This is a genomic window from Mesorhizobium sp. BR1-1-4, from assembly GCF_020165375.1.
In the GTDB taxonomy this organism is placed as follows: domain Bacteria; phylum Pseudomonadota; class Alphaproteobacteria; order Rhizobiales; family Rhizobiaceae; genus Mesorhizobium; species Mesorhizobium australicum.
This window is the reverse complement of sequence record NZ_JAIUIB010000005.1, coordinates 298394-318543: the sequence shown is the minus strand read 5'-3', so window position 1 is coordinate 318543 and position 20150 is coordinate 298394. Positions and strand designations below refer to the sequence as shown.

Here is a 20150-nt window from a genome sequence, read left to right as displayed (position 1 = left end):
TCACTTCACCTTGAGCGGTAGCCCCGCCACCATGAGCAGCACCGTGTCGGCAATCGCGGCGACCCGCTGGTTGAGCCGGCCGGCATCGTCACGAAACCGACGCGCCAGCGCGTTGTCGGGCACGATGCCTTGCCCGACCTCGTTCGTCACCACGAACCACGGTCCGCGCGGCCGAGACAGCACGTCCGCCAGCCGCCGGCACGCGGCCTCGACGTCGTGATCGGCCAGCATGTGATTGGTCAGCCACAGCGTCAGGCAGTCGGCAAGCACCGGCTGCCCGTCTGGCAACGCCTCCAGCGCTTCGGCGAGGTCGAGTGGCGCATCGATGGTCGACCAGCCCTCACCGCGCCGCGAGCGGTGCAGCGCGATGCGCTCGCGCATCTCGTCGTCATAGGCTTGCGCCGTGGCGATATAGGCCCATGGCGAGGGCAATGCCGTCATCAGGGTTTCGGCGTGGGGGGGGGGGGGGGCGCGCGCACCACCGATGATGAAGGTCAGCCTGCCGCGATCAGGCAAAGCTGTCGCGCAGGCTGGTCGCCATGCCGGTGAAGCGCCTGCGCACCACGCCCACGATCGCGCCGAGCACCAGCCAGAACACCAGATTGGTCACCGTCACCGCCACCACGAACTGATGGTGCAGGCCTTCCGGGATCGGTGTTTCGAAACTGTCGGGCTGCGGCGCGCCGACGACATGCGGCGCGACGATCAGCAAGACGGCGAGGATGGTCAATGGCAGCGATCTGCGAAACACGATCAGGCCTAGGCCGATCGCGGTCGCGGCCGCCGTCGCCGTCCACCAGATCTGGCGCGGCAGAAGATCGGCCGCCGGCATTGCCGGTAGTTCCGGCTGCAGTCCGAGACCCGGTGCCAGTGTGAACACGGCAAAGCCGGCCAGGCCCCAGAACACACCCTGGCGCCAGTTGCCGACGCCGCCGAAGAACTCGGAAACCGCGACCAGGACCAGTGCGAAGCCGATGCCGGTGACGATATTGGCAACCACGCTAAAGGCGAAACGCTCGAAACCGTCGGCCGGCGCCCAGCCTTCGTCTTCCTCCGCCGGTGTCACGGCATCGGTGCCCGCGGGCGCGGCAGAGCTCATGGCATTCCCAGCGGGCGCCACCGTGCTCATGGCATCATTGGTCGCCGCTGGTGCGGCCGCGTGATCATGGTGGTGGCCGCCGCCGGCCTTTTCGTAGACTTCCGCCTTGAGGATCAGCGGCACGGTGGCATAGGCCTGCATGCAGGCGAGAACGACACCGGCCACGAGCCCCGCGATCGCCGCGACGAACACGACGTTGCGAAACAGATTCATGATGTCGGATCCTCGTTAGTGGCAGGGAAACGCCATCGAGTGGCGATAGTCGTGGGCAGCATTGTGGACCGCATCGATATGCGAGAAGCCGACAAAGCCGACGACGAAGATGCCGAGCAGCGCCGCGAGCGCGAGCTGCATGAAGCGCGACTGCGAGGAGACGGAGGCGCCGAGGGAGACGGAAGCGGTAGTCATGTCTTGTCCTTTCGCCCTCCACCCGAGGGCATCGAAGTCAGTTTCCTGTCGCCGGCAGGTCTCCTGGCTCGCGGATAAGCGCCCTTCCCCACCTTCCCGAAGAAAAATCTTCAGTGGCATATGGAGAGGACTACCGCACACAGTTGCGGGGGCAGCCACGGCATTGGGCAGGAATTCCTGCCCGCACCGCATTCCCTCTTGGCTCCAAAAAGGAACCGACGACATCGGGGACTATAGGGAAATTCGCCGCGCCCGGCAAACCAAATTCCGACAGCCGCCAGCGCAGGAGCGCCGTATCGGCGAAGCTGCCCTCATCCCGTCCCGATTGACAAACTTCATGGCCGGGTGTCGGCTGGCACCCCTCACGGGAAGCCAGCCATGCAGCCCAATGCCAGCGAGCGCGAGCCCTACAACGGCCTGACTCGAACGGAGCCGACGCTGCCCTCGTCGGCCTATTGGGACCAGGACAACTATCAGCGCGATCTCGACGCCATCTGGTACAGGAACTGGCTGCTCGTCTGCCGCGAGGCCGACCTTGCCCAGCCTTTGGCGTTCCGCACCTTCCGCGTCGGTACGCAGGAAATCCTCCTGCTGCGCGACGACACCGGCGAGTTGCATGCCTTCCACAACACCTGCCGGCATCGCGGCTCGCAGCTTTGCCAGGAAAGCCAGGGCCGGCTGAAGGCGCGGCTGATCACCTGCCCGTATCACGCCTGGTCCTATTCGCTGCGTGGCGATCTGGTGCGCGTGCCGTCGAAATCGCTGCCTGACGGCTTCGACAAGGCCGATCACCCGCTTTATCGCGTCGCGCTCTCGGTGTGGCGGGGCTTCGTCTTCGTCAATCTTGCGGAAGATGCCGCCAGCTCGGCGCAATCCTCCTTCGACCCGGCCTCCGGCGACTTCGACAACTGGCCGCTGGAAACGCTGGTATCAGGGCACGTGCTGCGCAAGGTGATGAACTGCAACTGGAAGATTTTTTGGGAAAATTTCAACGAGTGCCTGCACTGCCCGGGCGTCCACAAGGACCTGTCGCGGCTGGTGCCGATCTATGGCCGCGGCCTGATGAGCCGGCATGACGATCCCGAATGGCTCCGTCACGCCGACAATGACGCGCCGGAATTTTCCGGCGGCCTGCGCACCGGGGCTGAGACATGGTCGCGTGATGGGCAGGCGCACGGGCCGGTCTTCCCGGGCTTGACGCCGGCGGAACGAACCGCCGGTCAGACTTACGCCACCAACCTGCCGTCGATGTTCATTGTCGGCCATGTCGACTATGTCAGGACCGTGCGGCTTACGCCGCTCGGTCCCGAACAGACCGAATTGACCGCGGAATGGCTGTTCGCGCCCGAGGCGCTCGCCGAGACCGACATCGACAACATCGTTGCCTTCGGCACACAGGTGCTGGAGGAGGACGCGGCAATCTGCGAGGTCAACCAGAAGGGCCTCCGCTCGATGCGTCATACAGCTGGCGTGCTGATGCCCGAGGAGTACGACCTGCACCGTTTTCACAACTGGGTGCGCGAACGGCACGCTGCGCGCTCACCCGAGGCCTGAAGATTACAGCGACTTCGGCAGATATCGCCAGGTCATGAAGCCGCAAAAGGCTGCCAGTAGCCCAAGCGTGACGAACACCGAGCCCAGGCCGAAGAAGGCCAGCACCACCGAATAGACCAGCGGCGGCGTCAGTTCGGAAAAATCGAGATAGGTGCGGTAGACCGCCGCCATCTGCGCGCGCTCATAAGAGCGCACCGAGCGCATGAAGGCGGTCGAACCCAGCGCGTCGAGCGCGATGGTGAAGAAGGCGCCGCACAGCAGGAAGGCACCGGTGAGCAACGGCACGGTTTCGCCCACGGCACCGGCCGCCAGCAGCGTCGCCGACATGGCGAAATAGGCAAAAGTCATGGTCCTGCGGCCGCCGAAGCGTTTCCCCGCCTTGCCCCAGAAGATCGCCATGAACAGCAGCGCGTTGCCGGCCGAGACCAGCAGGCCGCCGGCCAATTCACCCTCGCCGGTGATGACCATGAACAGCGGTCCATAGACGAAGAAGGTCGTCCAGAAGCAGGAACGGCCGAAGGCTATCAGCCAGGCCAATCTCAGCCTCGGCTGGGCGACGAAGCGGCCGATATTGGCGAGCGGATTGGCCGGTCGTGTCTTGCCCGGGCGGATCGACTGGTTGTCGCTCAGCCGATAGGTCCAGAACAGCGCCAGCAAGGCCATGGCGAACACCGCCACCGCGCCATGCGCGGCACAAATGCCGAAGCGCGTATAGAGAAAAATGCCGAGCGTCGGCCCGCAGGTCCAGGCAACCATCGACCACGCCATGCGCAGCGATTCGGCCTGCATGAAATCGGTCTTGCGGATGTGATCCATGATGTAGAGGTTGAGCGTGATCGACAGCGCGCTGGCACCCATCACCCGGCACAGCATCCCGGCCAGTTGCCCGGCGAGCGTATGGGTGACGAAGAACAGCGAGCCGATAGCGAGCAGGCAGGCGCCCGCCGTGTAGACCCAGCGCCGCGCGAAGCGGCGGATCAGCATCGGCATGAATAAGGTCACCGACAGGCCGAGCAGGGACACGGCGGTGTAAAGGATGGAGACGATCTGCTCGTTGTGGAGAATCTCGTAGGCCTGGATCGGTATGACGCTCGACACCATGGCGCGGGCGAAGGATTCGACCGCGTAAAGCGAGGCGAAGGTGCGCGCATCCGCGGCCTTGAGGGCCGGAAGCCAGATCGGATGACGAACATGGGTGGACATTGCTTCCCCAAAGCAGAATCGCGGCGTCAAATCTGCCGTGGACATTTCAGGCCCATTAAGAGGAAACCGACGCACATCCGGCAAAAAGCGAAGCCGGTCAAAGGCTTTTCCGCGCTGGCCCAACCCGGCGGCTGGCGCGGACCCCGCCGCGCGGTGCAGGCCAAGGCGCCCGGTCTTCTTCTATCCGGTGCAACCGTGATAGTCGTCGTGGAGGGGCTGAATCAGATCGCGAGACCATGAGCATCCACACGCCGACCGTACCCGTCCCGCAGCCATCGAAGCGCATCGTCGCCATCGATATTTTGCGTGGCATCGCGCTGATCGCGATGGCGAGCTACCACTTCACCTGGGACCTGGAATTCTTCGGTTACACCGATCCCGGCCTCACCGCCTTCGGCTGGTGGAAGTTCTACGCCCGCTGCATTGCATCGACCTTCCTGTTCCTGGTTGGCGTCAGCCTCTATCTCGCCCATGGCCGGCAGATCCGCTGGAACGGCTTCTGGAGGCGGTTCGCCATGGTCGCCGGCTCGGCGGTCGCCATTTCGGTCGTCACCCGCGTCGCCACGCCCGACGGGTTCATCTTCTTCGGCATCCTGCACGAGATCGCGCTCGCCAGCCTGCTCGGCCTCGCCTTCCTGCGCTTGCCGGCATTGCTGACGCTTGCCGTCGCCGCGCTCGTCATCGCGGCACCAGTCTACCTGCGCTTCGAGGCTCTCGATCATCCCTGGCTCTGGTGGATCGGCCTGTCGGCGATCAATCCGCGCTCCAACGACTACGTTCCGCTGTTCCCCTGGTTCGGCGCCGTGCTTACGGGCATTGCGGTGGCGAAATTCGCCTCCACCTCCGGCATAAGGGCACGCCTGGCGAACCTGGCGCCCGGACGCTGGTCCAACCCGCTGGTCTTCATCGGCCGCCACAGCCTGGCTTTCTACCTGATCCACCAGCCGCTGCTGATCGGCTGCGTCTGGCTGTTCTCGCAAGTGATGCCGGCGCAGGTCGAAACCCCGCAGGTCAATTTCCTGAAAACCTGCCAGCGATCGTGCGAGCAGATGCGCAACGCAACCTTCTGTTCGAGCTATTGCGGCTGCATGCTCGAAACGCTCGAAGGTGAAGCCTCTCTTGATCGGCTCTTCAACAACGACCAGACTGCGGACTTCAGGGCGCATCTGTCCGATCTTGCCGCAACGTGCACCGCCAAGACCGACGACAAGATGACGGAGGGAGGGACACAATGATCGGGCCAAAACCTGGGATCGAACCGAAGCCTGGGACCGGGCCGAAGCCTGGGCTGGTACCGTGGCCGCCGGTGATCTACGCCGCCGCCATCCTCATCAGTGTCGTGCTCGGCCTCTACATCCCGCTGCCCTGGATCGGCGATCTCCTTGGCGACATCCTGTTCGCCGCCGGCTGGGTGGCATTGTTCGCCGTGGCCGTACTCTGGTTCACAGCGATCCGCACCATGATACGGGCCAGGACCACGCTCAATCCCAACGCCGTGCCCGATCATCTCGTCACGACCGGCCCCTTCGGCGTCAGCCGCAATCCGATGTACCTGGCCAACACGCTGCTGTTGATCGGCGTCGCCTTCGTCTCGGGCATCGCCTGGTTCTTCCTGCTTGCCTTCGTCGCCGCCTTCGTCACCCAGAAGGTCGCGATCGAGGGCGAGGAAAAGATATTGGCGGCGAAATTCGGCAAGAAATACCGCGACTATGCAAAAAGAGTCCGGCGCTGGATTTGAGCAGGGCTACGTGTTGACGCCGAGCTCGACCAGCCGCTCGACGCAAGACTCCTCGGCCTGGTCGAGTTCGGCCAGTGTCTCCTCGAGGTCGCGACGTTTCTGCCTGAGGTCTTCGCGCTTTTCCTCGATGCGTTTGATCATCAGCTTGAGCTGCCCGACCTCGCCCGGCGGCTCCTTGTACATCTGGATGATCTCGCGGATCTCGTTGATCGAGAAGCCGAGGCGTTTTCCGCGCATGATCTGCCGGATGAGGTGGCGGTCGGAAGGGCGAAACAGGCGTGTGCGGCCGCGCCGCACCGGCTGCACCAATCCCTCGTCTTCATAGAAACGCAGTGTCCGCGTCGACACGTCGAATTCGCGGGTCAGCTCGGTGATCGAATAATATTCCCGCATTGTCACTCCCTGCCGGAATTCCAGGCGCTCGCCATGCGGCGTCGCCCTTCTGTCCCGAACCAAACCCTTGTCCGCCGGAATCGACGCGACACCCCGCACAAGCCTCGCACGGCATTTACGTAAAAGTCAATTGAGACCGTTACCGGACGCCGAACCACCAGCTCGCGAGGCCGAGGAAGGCAAAGAATCCAACGACGTCGGTGACCGTGGTGACGAAAACCGCCGAAGCGACCGCGGGATCCACCTTGAACCTGTCGAGCAGCAGCGGGATCAGGATGCCGGCAAGGGCCGCCACGAACATGTTGATGATCATAGCCGCCGCGATGATGCCGCCGAGATTAGGGTCGTGGAACCAACTTGCGGCGACGATGCCGATCAGCACGGCGAAGACGATGCCGTTGATGAAGCCGACGCCCATCTCGCGGCGGATGATGCGGCCGGCGTTGTAGATGTCGAGATCCCTGGTCGCCAGCGCCCGCACGGTGACGGTCATGGTCTGCGAACCGGCATTGCCGCCCATGCCGGCCACGATCGGCATCAGCACGGCGAGTGCCACGATCCGCTCGATCGTGTGGTCGAACAGGCCGATCACCGATGCCGCCAGGAATGCCGTCAGCAGATTGACGAGCAGCCAGGGAACGCGCGAGCGCGAGGTCGCCAGAATGCTGTCGGAGAGCTCTTCGTCACCGACGCCGCCCATGCGCAGCAGGTCTTCCTCCGCCTCCTGCTGGATGACGTCGACGACATCGTCGATGGTCAGCACGCCGACCAGCCGTTCGTTTTCGTCGACGACCGCGGCCGACAGAAGGTCGTATTGTTCGAATTCCCGCGCCGCCTCTTCCTGGTCCATGGTGGCGGGAATGGCGTGCCGCGTCTCATGCATGACCTCCCCCACCTTGACCGCGCGCTTGGCGCGCAGGATCTGGTCGAGATCGATGGCCCCCAACAACTTGAAGGTCGGATCGATGACGAAGATCTGGCTGAAGCGGTCCGGAAGGTTCTTGTCCTCGCGCATGTAGTCGATGGTCTGGCCGATGGTCCAGAAAGGCGGCACAGCGACGAACTCAGTCTGCATGCGCCGCCCGGCGGTCTCTTCCGGGTAGTCGAGCGAGCGCCGCAGCCTGATCCGCTCGGTGAACGGCAGCTGCGACAGGATCTCGTCCTGGTCTTCCGGCTCGAGGTCTTCGAGAATGTAGACCGCGTCGTCGGAATCGAGTGCCTGCACGGCCTGCGCGATCTGCGCATTGGGCAGATTGTCGACGATATCCATGCGGATCGCCTCGTCGACTTCGGTCAGCGCGGAAAAATCGAAGTCGGCGCCCAGCAGTTCGACCAACGCGCGCCGCTGCTCGGGATGCAGCGCCTCGATGAGGTCGCCAAGTTCCGACTGATGCAGGTCGTCGACTTCGCGCTTGAGTGTCAGCGTATCGCGGTCGGCGATCGCCGCACCGATCTGGGCAAGGAAGGACGAAAGAACCGCGCCGTCCTCGCCATAGATGTCGGCGTGGGCGTCGTCAGCCGCCTTGGCGGAGGTCGTCTGCTTGTCCTGGCCTTCCACCAGCGTCTCCAGCCATCAGAATCCCGGAAAGGTTGCCAGTCAGGTCTAGACCATGATTCCGAAAAGTGGAAATCGGTTTTGGGTCCGACCACAAACAAGAAATTTGGAGCGGCGGCATGATTCGATTTCGCAGCCCGTCGCTCCAACGCACGGGAATTCAGCCGAAAATCCCGCTTGCGCAAAGGCGTCGTTTTCCACCGACGCGACATTGTCCGGCGTGCGCAACCTGATCGATTCCGTCAAAAGCGGGTGTGCTTGTGGCCCGGCCACGCGACAGCGCATGTCGCTGGGGAAAGAGCACCCGTGCGCGATTGGGGCAGAATTGTCATGATGCAGGTCCAGGCATCGGCTGGACCCCCAAGCCGCAACAAAAAAGCCGGAAGCCCTTGAAGATCAGGTCGCGGACAGAAAACAAGGCAATCGACGAGCGGCGCGTTCGCGTGGTCGTGGCCGAACGCAATCCGCTCGTCATATCGGCTCTGCGCGAAATGCTGGACTGCGACGGGCGCTTCGAGCTTTTGGCCTCCGTACAAAGCGGCAGGCATTTCCTGGAGCTGGCAGCGGTCCAGGAGTTCGATGTCGCCGTGATCGGCTGGAAGCTCTCCGACATGGACGGCGCTGATGTCCTGGCCGAGGTCCAGGCCCGCAAGCTCGACGTTCGCATCGCGGTCTTTTCAAACGACCATGACATCGGCATCCTGAAACAGTGCGTGCGCCTGGGGGCCCAGGGCTACTGCTTCCAGTTCGACGATCCCGCCATCATCTTCGACACGATCCTGGCTGTCGCGCACGGCCGCATCTGCATCCCCTATATCGACATCAACAAGGTCAACGATACGCCTCTATCCCGGCTTACGGTGCGCGAGCGTGAACTGCTGGCGGTATTGTCCGACGGCTGGACCAATTTGCAGATCGCCACCCGGACCGGCATCTCCGAAAACACCGTGAAGTACCATCTCAAGAATCTGTACGACAAGCTGGACGTCCGCAACCGCGCCATGGCGGTCGCGCTCTATTCACGAGAGAGGCGTAGCCAAAGGCAGCCTTTCGGGTAGGGCGACCGGGTAGGCCATACCCACCCGCATGCGGTGAGATCTTACCCGCCAAGGTGTTGTCGGCATCGGCCGTCGAAACGAAACTCCCACCACCGCTTTGCTGGATCAGGAGGAGTTCGCATCATGGCCGGTTTCACCCATCTTTTCATTCCCGGGCCGACCAACATCCCCGAGCAGGTACGCCAAGCGATGAACCTGCCGATGGAGGACATGCGCGCGGCCACCTTCCCCGACCTCACCCTGCCGCTGTTCGAGGACATCAAACGGGTCTTCAAGAACGAGACCGGCCGCGTCTTCATCTACCCGTCCTCGGGCACCGGAGCCTGGGAAGCGGCGATGACCAATGTGCTCAGCCCAGGCGACCGCGTTTTGATGTCGCGTTTCGGCCAGTTCTCGCATCTGTGGGTCGACATGGCCGAACGGCTCGGTTTCGAGGTCGACGTCATCGACTGCGAATGGGGAACCGGCGTTCCGCTGGAACTCTATGCGGAGCGGCTGAAGGCGGACAAGACGCACCGCATCAAGGCGATTTTCTGCACACAGAACGAGACGGCGACAGGCGTCACCAGCGACGTCGCCGGCTGCCGCGCCGCGCTCGACGATGCGAACCACCCTGCCCTTCTTTTCGTCGACGGCGTCTCGTCGATCGGCTCGGTCGACTTTCGCCAGGAAGAATGGGGCGTCGACTGCGCCGTCAGCGGCTCGCAGAAAGGCTTCATGCTGCCGGCCGGCCTCGGCTTCCTGTCGGTGAGCAGGAAGGCGCTCGTCGCTTCGAGAACCGCCACCCACCGGCGCTGTTTCTTCTCCTTCGAGGACATGATCCGCGCCAACGATGCCGGCTATTTCCCTTACACCCCGGCGACACAATTGCTGCGCGGCCTGCGCGCCTCGCTCGACCTGATCGCCGAGGAAGGGCTGGAGACCATCTTCTCCCGGCACCATCGCCTCGCCGAAGGTGTGCGCAAGGCGGTCGACGCGTGGGGGCTGAAGCTCTGCGCCAAGGCGCCAAAATGGCATTCGGACACGGTCAGCGCCATTCTCGTGCCGGATGGCATCGACAGCGGCGACGTCGTCAAGCGCGCCTACCAGGCCTACCAGACGTCGCTGGGCGGCGGCCTCAACAAGGTGTTCGGCAAGGTTTTCCGCATCGGCCATCTCGGCTGGCTGAACGAGGTGATGGTGCTGGCCTCGCTTTCGGCGGCGGAAATGGCGCTGCTCGATTGTGGCGTCCGGCTGGCGCCGGGCTCCGGCGTCGGCGCCGCCATCCAGCATTTCCGCGCCTCGGCCGCGCTGCCGGTCGCCGAAGCCGCCTGAGGGAGTCGACGATGAGCCACACCATTAACCACCTCAAGAAACTCAGGCTGCAGCGCAGCGAACTGGCGGTTCCAGGCTCCAGCCCGGAGATGATCGACAAGGCGGCCAACAGCGCCGCCGACTTCGTCTTCCTCGACATTGAGGACGCCGTCGCGCCGCCCGACAAGGAACGCGCACGCAAGAACATCATCCAGGCGCTCAACGACATCGACTGGCGCGCCAAGGGCAAGACCGTCTCGGTGCGCATCAACGGGCTGGACACGCACTACATGTACCGCGACGTTGTCGACGTCATGGAGCAGGCCGGCGACCGGCTGGACACCATACTGGTGCCCAAGGTCGGCGTTCCGGCCGACCTCTACATGGTCGAGGCCATGGTCAACCAGATCGAGATGGCCAAGGGCTTTAAGACCCGTGTCGGCCTGGAAGCCCTGATCGAGACCGCGCTCGGCATGGCCAATGTCGAGGCTATCGCCGCCACCCCTGGACGGCTGGAAGCCATGCATTTCGGCGTTGCCGACTATGCGGCAAGCTGCAAGGCGCGGACCGTCAATATTGGCGGCCTCAACCCCGACTATCCCGGCGACCAGTGGCATTTCGCCCTGTCGCGGATGACCGTCGCCTGCCGCGCCTACGGCCTGCGCGCCATCGACGGACCGTTCGGCGATTTCTCAGATCCTGAAGGCTACAAGGCGGCCGCCAGGCGCGCCGCCGCGCTCGGCATCGAAGGCAAATGGGCGATCCATCCGTCGCAGATTGCCTTGGCCAACGACGTCTTCTCGCCGCCGGAGAAGGAAGTCACGCGCGCCCGCCGCATCCTCGAAGTGCTGAAGGAGGCGGAGGCGCAGGGCAAGGGTGCCGCCGCGCTCGACGGCAAGATGATCGACGCCGCGTCGGAACGCATGGCGCGCAACGTTCTGGTGGTCAACGACGCCATCGAACGCGCCGGCCAGCAGCACGTCGCGGCACTTTGACGATTTGGGGAGGAGAAAAGAATGGACATACACGAATACCAAGCCAAGGAGCTGCTCGCCCGGCATGGGATCCACGTGCCGCGTGGCGGCCTGGCCTACAGCCCCGAACAGGCGACCTACCGGGCGCGCGAGATCGGCGGCGGCAAATGGGTGCTGAAGGCGCAGGTTCATTCCGGCGCGCGCGGCAAGGCCGGCGGCATCAAGCTCTGCGCCAATGACGAGGAAATTTCCAGCGCCGCCGAAGCCATGCTCGGGCGCAAGCTGGTGACCCACCAGACCGGCCCGCGCGGCAAGCTGATCTCGCGCCTCTATCTGGAGGAAGCCGTCGACATCGCGCAGGAGCTCTATCTCGGCTTCGTGCTCGACCGCAAGGAAGAGCGCGTCATGATCGTGGCCTCGGCCGCCGGCGGCATGGAGATCGAGGAGATAGCCGAGAAGGCACCCGATTCGATCATCCGCGCCACCGTCGATCCTGGCGTCGGCATGCAGCGCTTCCAGGCGCGCGAGATCGCCTTCGGGCTCGGGCTGGAGGACAGTCTGATCGGCAAGGCGACCGAGACCATCTTCAGCTGCTACCAGGTGTTCCGCGACTACGACGCCTCGATGCTGGAGATCAATCCGCTGGTGGTGACCCGTGACGGCAGCCTGGTGGCGCTCGACGCCAAGATGTCGTTCGATGAGAACGCGCTGTTCCGGCGGCCCGAAATCTCCGAATTGCGCGACAAGAGCCAGGAAGACCCGCGCGAAACCTTCGCCAGCGATCGCGGCCTCTCCTATGTCGGCCTCGACGGCAATATTGGCTGCATCATCAATGGCGCCGGGCTCGCCATGGCGACGATGGACATGATCAAGATCGCTGGCGGCGAGCCGGCCAACTTCCTCGATATCGGCGGCGGCGCTTCGCCCGAGCGGGTCGCGAAATCCTTCCGCGCCGTGCTCGGCGACAAGAATGTCGAGACCATCCTGGTCAACATCTTTGCCGGCATCAACCGTTGCGACTGGGTCGCCGAGGGCGTCATCAAGGCGATCCGCGAGGTCGGCGTCAACGTGCCGCTGGTGGTGCGGCTGTCCGGCACCAGGGCCGAGGAAGGGCGCAAGATCCTGGCCGATTCCGGCGAGGCGGTGATCGTCGCCGACACGCTCGCCGAAGCCGCCGAAAAAGCCGTCGCCGCCTGGCGCGTGGCCACCAACAAAAAAGCAGCCTGAGGGAGGACGGAAAAATGGCAATCCTGCTCAACCGCAGCACACGCGTCATCGTGCAAGGTTTCACCGGCAAGATCGGCAGCTTCCATGCCGAGGACATGAAGCGCTACGGCACCAAGCTCGTCGGCGGCGTCACGCCCGGCAAGGGCGGCCAGACGCATCTCGGCCTGCCCGTCTTCAACACGGTCAAGGGCGCGGTGCGCGAGACCCGTGCCGAAGCCAGCATCGTCTTCGTGCCGCCGCCCTTTGCAGCCGATTCGATCATGGAAGCGGCGGATGCGGGGATAAAGCTCTGCGTCTGCATCACCGACGGCATCCCGTCGCAGGACATGATGCAGGTCAAGCGCTACATGCGCCGCTACCGCTTCGAGGACCGCATGCGGCTGGTCGGGCCGAATTGCGCCGGCATCATCACGCCGGGACAGGCGCTGATGGGCATCATGCCCGGCTCGATCTACCTGCCCGGCCGCATCGGCATCGTCGGCCGCTCGGGAACGCTGGGCTATGAAGCCGCCTCGCAGATGAAGGCGCTCGGCATCGGCGTGTCGACCAGCGTCGGCATTGGCGGCGATCCGATCAACGGCTCCTCCTTCAAGGACGTTCTGAAGCTGTTCGAGCAGGACGACGAGACCGACGCCGTGGTCATGATCGGCGAGATCGGCGGACCGCAGGAAGCCGAAGCCGCGATCTGGGCGCGCGACAATATGAGGAAGCCGCTGATCGCCTACATCGCCGGCCTGTCCGCCCCCAAAGGCCGCCGCATGGGTCATGCCGGCGCCATCATCTCGGCCTTCGGCGAGTCCGCGCAGGAAAAGGTCGAGATCCTGAAAGAGGCCGGCGTCATCATCGTGCCGACGCCGTCATCGTTTGGCGAGGTTGTGGCAGATACGCTGGCGCGGAGGAAGCAGGCGGCGTAGCCGCAGGTTCGGGCGAAAGACGGACGCGGCGACGCAGTCTCCAAGACGCGCCGCCGCCTTCGTTTCCGGGCGCGCAAAGCGATTGATCCGTTATAGCCATTCCCAGCGATTAAATACTCGTGGCGCACTTGTTTCGCTGGAAACGATTTGCTACACGCCGCGAGCCGGTCGGTTCCGGCTCTACCACGTGCGGTCGTGGCGGAATTGGTAGACGCGCAGCGTTGAGGTCGCTGTGGGGCAACCCGTGGAAGTTCGAGTCTTCTCGACCGCACCAAATCATCCTGACGACACAGCTGCGAATTGAACCAGCAAGCACTCATTGTCTTGCCGGCGCGTCGGATGCCCGGCGCCACGTGCACGGCGAACTGGACGTTTCTGCTTGATATCGCCATATGGAAGGCGACAAGAGAGACCCCATGACAGAACGCAGCCAGATCGCCACGTCGTTCCTGCCCTTGCCCGGTTCGGCACCGGTGGAATGGCTGGTCGAGCCCGGCCTTGTCGCCTATCCCGATGCGCTGGCGTTCATGGAGGCGCGCGCCGAGGCGATCCGCGGCGGGGCTGCCGGCGAAATGGTCTGGCTGGTCGAACATCCGCCGCTCTACACCGCCGGCACCAGCGCCCGCATCGAAGACCTGATCGAGCCCGATCGCTTTCCGGTCTTTGCGGCCGGACGCGGCGGCGAATACACTTATCATGGGCCAGGCCAGCGGGTCGCCTATGTCATGCTCGACCTGAAGCGCCGGCGCGAGGACGTGCGCGCCTTCGTCGCGGCGCTCGAACAGTGGATCATCGGCACGCTCGCCGCCTTCAACGTGCGCGGCGAACGCCGCGAGGACCGGGTTGGTGTCTGGGTGGTACGGCCAGATCGCCCTGCTTTGCCCGACGGCTCACCTGCCGAGGACAAGATCGCGGCAATCGGCATAAGGCTGCGGCGCTGGGTGAGCTTCCATGGCATCGCCATCAATGTCGAACCGGAGCTCGAGCATTTCGGCGGCATCGTGCCGTGCGGGGTCCAGGACCACGGCGTCACTAGCCTCGTCGACCTCGGCCTGCCCGTCGGCATGGCCGATCTGGATCTGGCGCTGAAATCAGCCTTCGAGGATGTTTTTGGTCCCGTGGCGGCTTTGCCGGTCGAGGCTGCCCGCAAGACGGGTTGATCCTTTCGGACCCAACCAGCTCAGAGCAACTGCCCTGACGCCCACAACACGCCGCAGCCGTGGATGGCGAACACCGCCAGCAAGGCCCCGGCGATGACCAAACGATCGACAGTGCCGATCGGCTCCAGTTCGTGGCGTGGCTTCACCCCGCTGCCGACGGTGAGCAGGCTGAGAATCGAAAATACCGCACCGGCCGCGAGCAGGAAGCCCAGGGAAAAACCGGCCCGCCAGCCAAGCGCCAGAAAGGCCGAGAGCAGCGAGAAGGACGCCAGCGCCAGGACGACCGGCCCCGGGCAGATCTGTCGCAGCACCTGGCCGCCGTCGAATTTCCACACCGGCACCAGATTGGCGATGTTGAACAGGGCAGCGCAGCCTGCGAGTGCGGCGAGCAGCGCGGCAGCCGCCTTGTGACCCTCGCCGCCGGCAAGCACGCTGGCGGCGATGACGATCGGCACCAGGAAGGCGGAAAACCCCGCCCCCATCAACGCCACGAAGGCCACTTCGAAACGGCTGTTATAGGGCCGGCCGCCAATGGCGATGCCGCCAAGCAGCGGGATGAAGATCATCCGCGCCCTGCGATGGCCCGTCAGCCGGAACGCCGCCATGTGGCCGAGTTCGTGCAGCGCCACCACCGACGTCAGGATCGCGGCCAGCGCCAGCCCGCCGAGGTGAAGGCCGAAGAACGGCCACAGCATCAATGCCGACAACACGGCAAAGCCGACCTGGCTCAGCGGATGCTCGAACCAGCCACCCTTGCGATACTGCCCGGTCCTTGCCCAACGCTGCAGCTTGGAGAGCTCGCGGCGCATGGCGAAATAGCGAAACACCAGGAAAGCCACGCCGCGGTACCGGTCGGTCCGGCTGAGCGTCACGCGCGTGCCGCTTCCCTCCGAAACCAGTTCGGCGGTCTCGCCATAGTCCTTCCAGAACGAGCTATCGAGCGCGGTGTCCTCGATCACCCGCATCGAGAAGCGGCTGCCCTCGACGACATCTTCAAACTGCGCCCTGCGCTCTATCGGCTTGCCATCGCGGCCTTCCCAAGAGAGCGTGACGCGGGCGACGCCCTCTTCGTCCAGCGGCTGCGCCGACAGGATCTCGCCGGACCAGCCGGCATCGCTGCCGAGCGGCCACAGCGCCTGCCACAGGCGCTGCCGGTCCATCGCCACGATGCGGCTCGACCTGACCGTGCGCAAACCAAGCGGCACGGTCATCAGGAGAAAGATCAGCCCGAGATTGCTGGCCACGAGAATGGCCGTGACGATGGGCGACACCTGGACGTTGCTCCCTGCCTTGGAGACGCACCCTAACTTTGCTGCGGCAAGAAAAGCTTAACGGCGGGGCGGCATTGGCCTTCGAGAAACAGCGACGGCCGACGCCGCCAAATCACATGGCTCCGATCCAGATCGCCATGGAGACAAGAAACGCGCTCATGCAAACCAGCGAGACGACATCCTGAACCAAATCGGTCATAACTCTCTCCTGTTGTGGATATGTTTCTAATTTGTTCTAATTTTGTTCCATTGTCAACCGCTGGGAGGTATGGCCATGGGCGGGGAACTGTGCACGGTTAGCGAAACGTTAATTGGTCGCTAAGAGAGGGAGTTGGAAGCTTGCCAGGGTAGGCTTCAGCCCGGGAAGAACAAATTAGCGAGCGCTTGTATTAAATTTTGGCTGAGCCGAAAATGCCTGGGCCTGAGGCATTGCTGAGCGATCGACATGGGGAAATACGGAGGCGCAAATCAAGGTGAACGCTGGCGAAAGCGTATGCGACAAGGTCGCCGGCGGCGCCTCTCTCGCAATCTCGTAATTTGGTTGGCCATCCTGGCGACGAGCGCGATATCGTCCACTCTGATCGCAATGAGCGCTCACTGGCGGTTCTAAGCTACCCCCGCGCGGTACACGTCGGGTGAGAATCGTCCTTAGAGCGGCACCACCTTGCCGTCGGCCAACGTGACGCGCCGGTCCATGCGCGATGCAAGCTCGTGATTGTGGGTGGCGATCAGCGCCGCGAGGCCCGATTGCCGCACCAGTGCCTCCAGCGCCTCGAACACGTAGGAGGCTGTGACCGGGTCGAGGTTGCCGGTGGGCTCGTCGGCGAGCAGCACCAGCGGCGCATTGGCGACCGCACGCGCGATGGCGACGCGCTGCTGCTCGCCGCCGGAAAGCTCCGACGGCCGGTGCGACGCCCGTTTGCCGATCTGCATGTAGTCGAGCAGTTGCGCCGCTCGCTCGGACGCTTCCTTACGCGGCAGGCCCTTGATGAGCTGCGGCATCATGATGTTTTCCAGCGCGGAAAACTCCGGCAGCAAATGATGGAACTGATAGACGAAGCCGACATCGTTGCGGCGGATCGAGGTGCGCTCGTCGTCGGACAGCCGGCCACAGGCGCGTCCGGACAGGATCACGTCGCCGGCATCCGGCCGCTCCAACAGCCCGGCCGTATGCAGCAGCGTCGATTTGCCGGTGCCCGACGGGGCCACCAGCGCCACCATTTCACCGCGCCGCAGCGCGAAATCGGCGCCGTTCAGGATGGTGAGCTTGCGCGGCCCCTGGACGTAGTGCCGTTCGACGCTCTTCAGCTCGATAAGGACCTCGGCCACTACTCGTACCTCAAGGCTTCGACCGGATCGAGGCGGGCCGCCCGCCATGCCGGAAACACGGTTGCCAGGAAGGACAGCGCAAGCGCCATGATGATGACATAGGTCGTCTCGCGCGGATCCATCTTGGCCGGCAACTGGCTGAGGAAATAGAGCTCCGGGTTGAACAGCACCTTGCCGGTCATCCAGGAGAAGAACTGGCGGATCGATTCGATATTGGTGCAGATCACGACGCCGAGCAGCACGCCGGCGAGCGTGCCCGTCACGCCGATCGCCGCCCCAGTCATCAGGAAGATGCGCAGGATGGCGCCGCGCGAGGCGCCCATGGTGCGCAGGATGGCGATGTCATGCCCCTTGTCCTTCACCAGCATGATCAGTCCTGAAATGATGTTGAGCGCCGCCACCAGCACGATCAGCGTCAGGATCATGAACATGACGTTGCGTTCGACCTGCAGAGCCGAAAAGAAAGTCTCGTTGCGCTGGCGCCAGTCGACCATGTCGATCGGCCGCTGCGCCGCCGCTTCCACCTTGGGTTTCAGCGCGTCGACATCGTCGGGATTGTCGACATAGATCTCGATCGTCTGCGCCCGGCCGTCCATGTTGAAATAGAGCTGCGCTTCGGAGAACGGCATGTAGACGATCGAGGTGTCATATTCGGACATGCCGACCTCGAAGATCGCCGCGATCTTGTAGCCCTTCATGCGCGGCGTGGTGCCGAGCGGCGTCACATCCCCGTCAGGCGAGATCAAGGTAATGGTATCGCCGAGCGTCAGGCCGAGATTCTCGGCCATGCGCTTGCCGATGGCGACGCCCTCGCCGGTATCGAAATCGGCGAGCGTGCCTTGCTTGATGTTGCTGGCCACGATGGCGATCTTGCCGAGATCTTCACCCCGGATGCCGCGCACCAGCGCGCCGGTGCCGCCGCCGACATTGCCTTGCGCGAGCACCTGGCCGTCGATCAGCGGGATGGCGTATTTGACCCCGGGTACGCCGTTGATGCGCCTGGCGACCTGGGCATAGTCCTCAAGCGGCGAATCGAGCGGCTGCACGATCAGATGGCCGTTGACGCCGAGGATGCGCGTCAAAAGCTCGGCGCGGAACCCGTTCATCACCGCCATGACCACGATCAGCGTCGCGACGCCCAGCATGATGCCGAGAAAAGAGATCGAGGCGATCACCGAGATCACCGTCTCCTTGCGCCGCGAACGCAAATAGCGCCAGGCGACCGTGCGCTCGAAGATGGAAAAAGGGCCGGCGCCCGCCGATCGCGCTGCCGCCGCCTCGCTCATGCGGCGGCACCGAAGTGTTTGGCCGCGTCGGCGATCGGCAGCGTCACGCGCTCGCCGGTCTTGCGATTCTTGATCTCGACCTCGCCGGCGGCGACACCGCGCGGCCCGACGATCACTTGCCAGGGCAGGCCGATCAGGTCGGCGGTGGCGAATTTGCCGCCCGGCCGCTGGTCGGTATCGTCGTAGAGGACGTCCTTGCCGGCGGCGGTGAAGGCGGCGTTGAGCTCGTCGCAGACGCGATCGCAGTCGGCATCGCCCGCCTTCATGTTGATCAGGCCGATATCGAACGGCGCCACCGCTTCCGGCCAGATGATGCCGTTCTCGTCATGGCTGGCCTCGATGATCGCCGCGACCAGCCGCGACGGGCCGATGCCGTAGGAGCCGCCCGAGGCGAAATGATCCTTGCCGTCGGGCCCCGTCACCTTGGCCCCCATCGGCTTGGAATATTTCTCGCCGAAGTGGAAGATATGGCCGACCTCGATGCCGCGCGCCGAGACCCGGTCGCCAGTCGGAACCTTCTCCCACGCCGCCTCGTCATGCATCTCGTCGGTGGCGGCGTAAGGCGTCGTCCACGTCTTGACGATATCTGCTATCTCGCCGTTATTGGCGAAGTCGGTGTTCGCGCCGGGCACGGCAAGCGACAGGTAATCGCGATGGCAGAAGACCTGGCTTTCACCAGTGTCGGCCAGGATGATGAACTCGTGGCTGAGATCGCCGCCGATCGGACCGGTGTCGGCCCGCATCGGAATGGCCTGCAGGCCCATGCGCGTGAAAGTCCTGAGATAGGACACGAACATCCGGTTGTAGGCGGCTCTCGCGCCTTCGAAGTCGAGATCGAAGGAATAGGCGTCCTTCATCAGGAATTCGCGCGAACGCATCACGCCGAAGCGCGGCCGCACCTCGTCACGGAACTTCCACTGTATGTGGTAGAGGTTGAGCGGCAGGTCCTTGTAGGATTTGACGTAAGCGCGGAAAATCTCGGTGACCATTTCCTCGTTGGTCGGACCGTAGAGCATGTCGCGGTCCTGCCGGTCCTTGATGCGCAGCATCTCCTTGCCGTAGTCGTTGTAACGGCCGCTCTCGCGCCACAGATCGGCCGACTGGATGGTCGGCATCAGGATCTCCAGCGCACCGGCGCGGTTCTGCTCCTCGCGGATGATCTTGCAGACCTTGTCCAGCACCCGTTTGCCCAGCGGCAGCCAGGAAAAACTGCCTTGCCCCTGCTGGCGGATCATGCCGGCGCGCAGCATCAGCCGATGCGAGACGATTTCGGCCTCGCGCGGGTTTTCTTTGAGGATAGGCAGGAAATAGCGCGACAAACGCATGGACAGGTCCGTGAATGAGAATGGCCACGCCAGAATCGGCGCGGCGCAGGCTTGCTTGCCCCGGCTTCATAGCGATTTCATGACCGAATGGAAACCCGGCCATCCCACCACGTCAGCCCCTTCCGAGCCCGAATCCCTCGCTTCCGGATCGACCCGCGCCGACAATGGAACGCACCGAACCTCTTCGGGTTTGGCCGTCAATTCTTTGCGCGCGTCAATTGCGAACATGCCGCAAAGGCTCTGTCGACCCTGACTGGACGTTTCAAAAGCAAAGCCTGCCGCACTATTGTGCAGTGCAGCACGAGATTGCCCGTTTCAAGGCAAAATTCTTCGTGACATTTTCATTTCCGTTGGGCTAATGTG

19 protein-coding genes, 1 tRNA gene and 1 riboswitch are annotated in these 20150 nt (G+C 63.9%); of the genes, 10 read left to right on the top strand and 10 right to left on the bottom strand.

Going from position 1 to position 20150, the window contains the following annotated elements; genetic code table 11:
* From cobU to LB571_RS13290, 3 genes are read right to left on the bottom strand one after another with little or no spacing between them, the layout of a single operon-like run.
* The gene (gene cobU / locus LB571_RS13300) at nt 1–516 is read right to left on the bottom strand and encodes a bifunctional adenosylcobinamide kinase/adenosylcobinamide-phosphate guanylyltransferase (RefSeq protein ID WP_224594974.1); all 516 of its coding nucleotides are present in this window, start codon (nt 514–516) and stop codon (nt 1–3) included.
* On the bottom strand, nt 509–1312 hold the full coding sequence (locus tag LB571_RS13295) for a CbtA family protein (protein ID WP_015317374.1): 804 nt from the start codon (nt 1310–1312) through the stop codon (nt 509–511). Before LB571_RS13295 ends, cobU begins: the two co-directional genes overlap by 8 nt.
* Nucleotides 1313–1327: 15 nt before the next feature.
* Complete coding sequence (locus LB571_RS13290) at nt 1328–1507, bottom strand: CbtB domain-containing protein (RefSeq protein ID WP_015317373.1); 180 nt, start codon at nt 1505–1507, stop codon at nt 1328–1330.
* 35 nt (nt 1508–1542) lie between these two features.
* Nucleotides 1543–1742, bottom strand: a riboswitch (cobalamin riboswitch).
* Nucleotides 1743–1885: 143 nt separating this feature from the next.
* On the opposite strand from LB571_RS13290, the gene LB571_RS13285 reads away from it, so the two are divergent.
* Nucleotides 1886–3061, top strand: coding sequence for an aromatic ring-hydroxylating oxygenase subunit alpha (locus tag LB571_RS13285; RefSeq protein ID WP_224594972.1), 1176 nt, complete (start codon nt 1886–1888; stop codon nt 3059–3061).
* 3 nt (nt 3062–3064) lie between these two features.
* On the opposite strand, the gene LB571_RS13280 is transcribed toward LB571_RS13285, so the two are convergent.
* On the bottom strand, nt 3065–4264 hold the full coding sequence (locus LB571_RS13280) for an MFS transporter (RefSeq protein WP_140714770.1): 1200 nt from the start codon (nt 4262–4264) through the stop codon (nt 3065–3067).
* Between the two features lie 236 nt (nt 4265–4500).
* On the opposite strand from LB571_RS13280, the gene LB571_RS13275 reads away from it, so the two are divergent.
* Both LB571_RS13275 and LB571_RS13270 read left to right on the top strand, forming a co-directional pair.
* On the top strand, nt 4501–5499 hold the full coding sequence (locus LB571_RS13275) for a heparan-alpha-glucosaminide N-acetyltransferase (RefSeq protein ID WP_224594971.1): 999 nt from the start codon (nt 4501–4503) through the stop codon (nt 5497–5499).
* Entirely contained in the window at nt 5496–6002 is a 507-nt protein-coding gene (locus tag LB571_RS13270; protein WP_140723996.1) for a methyltransferase family protein, read from the top strand. The genes LB571_RS13275 and LB571_RS13270 overlap by 4 nt, the downstream gene beginning before the upstream one ends.
* A gap of 6 nt (nt 6003–6008) precedes the next feature.
* Here LB571_RS13270 and LB571_RS13265 read toward each other — a convergent pair whose 3' ends face one another.
* Together LB571_RS13265 and mgtE are read right to left on the bottom strand one after the other, a co-directional pair.
* Nucleotides 6009–6395, bottom strand: a complete 387-nt coding sequence (locus tag LB571_RS13265) for a MerR family transcriptional regulator (RefSeq protein WP_006203215.1) — start codon at nt 6393–6395, stop codon at nt 6009–6011.
* A 139-nt stretch (nt 6396–6534) separates the two neighbouring features.
* On the bottom strand, nt 6535–7953 hold the full coding sequence (gene mgtE / locus LB571_RS13260; protein ID WP_015317368.1) for a magnesium transporter: 1419 nt from the start codon (nt 7951–7953) through the stop codon (nt 6535–6537).
* A 386-nt stretch (nt 7954–8339) separates the two neighbouring features.
* Between mgtE and LB571_RS13255 the strand changes: the two genes are divergently transcribed.
* The 7 genes from LB571_RS13255 to lipB all read left to right on the top strand — a co-directional run bounded on the left by LB571_RS13255 (nt 8340) and on the right by lipB (nt 14576).
* Nucleotides 8340–9008 (top strand): LuxR C-terminal-related transcriptional regulator, encoded by a 669-nt coding sequence (locus tag LB571_RS13255; RefSeq protein WP_015317367.1) that lies wholly within the window; start codon nt 8340–8342, stop codon nt 9006–9008.
* Nucleotides 9009–9131: 123 nt separating this feature from the next.
* A complete protein-coding gene (locus tag LB571_RS13250; protein WP_224594968.1) occupies nt 9132–10322 on the top strand; it encodes an aminotransferase class V-fold PLP-dependent enzyme in 1191 nt (396 codons plus the stop codon).
* Between the two features lie 11 nt (nt 10323–10333).
* On the top strand, nt 10334–11296 hold the full coding sequence (locus LB571_RS13245) for an HpcH/HpaI aldolase/citrate lyase family protein (RefSeq protein WP_015317365.1): 963 nt from the start codon (nt 10334–10336) through the stop codon (nt 11294–11296).
* A 21-nt stretch (nt 11297–11317) separates the two neighbouring features.
* Nucleotides 11318–12502 (top strand): malate--CoA ligase subunit beta, encoded by a 1185-nt coding sequence (locus tag LB571_RS13240; RefSeq protein WP_015317364.1) that lies wholly within the window; start codon nt 11318–11320, stop codon nt 12500–12502.
* Nucleotides 12503–12516: 14 nt separating this feature from the next.
* The gene (sucD, locus tag LB571_RS13235; RefSeq protein ID WP_015317363.1) at nt 12517–13416 is read left to right on the top strand and encodes a succinate--CoA ligase subunit alpha; all 900 of its coding nucleotides are present in this window, start codon (nt 12517–12519) and stop codon (nt 13414–13416) included.
* Nucleotides 13417–13605: 189 nt separating this feature from the next.
* A tRNA-Leu gene (locus LB571_RS13230) sits at nt 13606–13690 on the top strand.
* A 142-nt stretch (nt 13691–13832) separates the two neighbouring features.
* On the top strand, nt 13833–14576 hold the full coding sequence (gene lipB / locus LB571_RS13225) for a lipoyl(octanoyl) transferase LipB (protein WP_224594966.1): 744 nt from the start codon (nt 13833–13835) through the stop codon (nt 14574–14576).
* 20 nt (nt 14577–14596) lie between these two features.
* Here lipB and LB571_RS13220 read toward each other — a convergent pair whose 3' ends face one another.
* From LB571_RS13220 to proS, 4 genes are all read right to left on the bottom strand, one after another.
* Complete coding sequence (locus LB571_RS13220; RefSeq protein WP_015317361.1) at nt 14597–15847, bottom strand: Zn-dependent protease; 1251 nt, start codon at nt 15845–15847, stop codon at nt 14597–14599.
* Between the two features lie 648 nt (nt 15848–16495).
* Entirely contained in the window at nt 16496–17176 is a 681-nt protein-coding gene (locus LB571_RS13215) for an ABC transporter ATP-binding protein (RefSeq protein ID WP_140615836.1), read from the bottom strand.
* Nucleotides 17176–18462, bottom strand: a complete 1287-nt coding sequence (locus LB571_RS13210) for a lipoprotein-releasing ABC transporter permease subunit (RefSeq protein WP_140788682.1) — start codon at nt 18460–18462, stop codon at nt 17176–17178. The genes LB571_RS13215 and LB571_RS13210 overlap by 1 nt, the downstream gene beginning before the upstream one ends.
* Nucleotides 18459–19787: a proline--tRNA ligase gene (proS, locus tag LB571_RS13205; protein WP_224594963.1), complete on the bottom strand. Its 1329-nt coding sequence runs from the start codon at nt 19785–19787 to the stop codon at nt 18459–18461. Before proS ends, LB571_RS13210 begins: the two co-directional genes overlap by 4 nt.
* Nucleotides 19788–20150 lie beyond the last annotated feature (363 nt).

Coding starts and splice junctions, on each gene's coding strand:
- LB571_RS13295 (WP_015317374.1), bottom strand. CDS start 1,312: ATGAATCTGTTTCGCAACGTCGTGTTCGTCGCGGCGATCGCGGGGCTC.
- LB571_RS13290 (WP_015317373.1), bottom strand. CDS start 1,507: ATGACTACCGCTTCCGTCTCCCTCGGCGCCTCCGTCTCCTCGCAGTCG.
- LB571_RS13285 (WP_224594972.1), top strand. CDS start 1,886: ATGCAGCCCAATGCCAGCGAGCGCGAGCCCTACAACGGCCTGACTCGA.
- LB571_RS13280 (WP_140714770.1), bottom strand. CDS start 4,264: ATGTCCACCCATGTTCGTCATCCGATCTGGCTTCCGGCCCTCAAGGCC.
- LB571_RS13275 (WP_224594971.1), top strand. CDS start 4,501: ATGAGCATCCACACGCCGACCGTACCCGTCCCGCAGCCATCGAAGCGC.
- LB571_RS13270 (WP_140723996.1), top strand. CDS start 5,496: ATGATCGGGCCAAAACCTGGGATCGAACCGAAGCCTGGGACCGGGCCG.
- LB571_RS13265 (WP_006203215.1), bottom strand. CDS start 6,395: ATGCGGGAATATTATTCGATCACCGAGCTGACCCGCGAATTCGACGTG.
- LB571_RS13250 (WP_224594968.1), top strand. CDS start 9,132: ATGGCCGGTTTCACCCATCTTTTCATTCCCGGGCCGACCAACATCCCC.
- LB571_RS13245 (WP_015317365.1), top strand. CDS start 10,334: ATGAGCCACACCATTAACCACCTCAAGAAACTCAGGCTGCAGCGCAGC.
- LB571_RS13240 (WP_015317364.1), top strand. CDS start 11,318: ATGGACATACACGAATACCAAGCCAAGGAGCTGCTCGCCCGGCATGGG.
- sucD (WP_015317363.1), top strand. CDS start 12,517: ATGGCAATCCTGCTCAACCGCAGCACACGCGTCATCGTGCAAGGTTTC.
- lipB (WP_224594966.1), top strand. CDS start 13,833: ATGACAGAACGCAGCCAGATCGCCACGTCGTTCCTGCCCTTGCCCGGT.
- LB571_RS13210 (WP_140788682.1), bottom strand. CDS start 18,462: ATGAGCGAGGCGGCGGCAGCGCGATCGGCGGGCGCCGGCCCTTTTTCC.
- proS (WP_224594963.1), bottom strand. CDS start 19,787: ATGCGTTTGTCGCGCTATTTCCTGCCTATCCTCAAAGAAAACCCGCGC.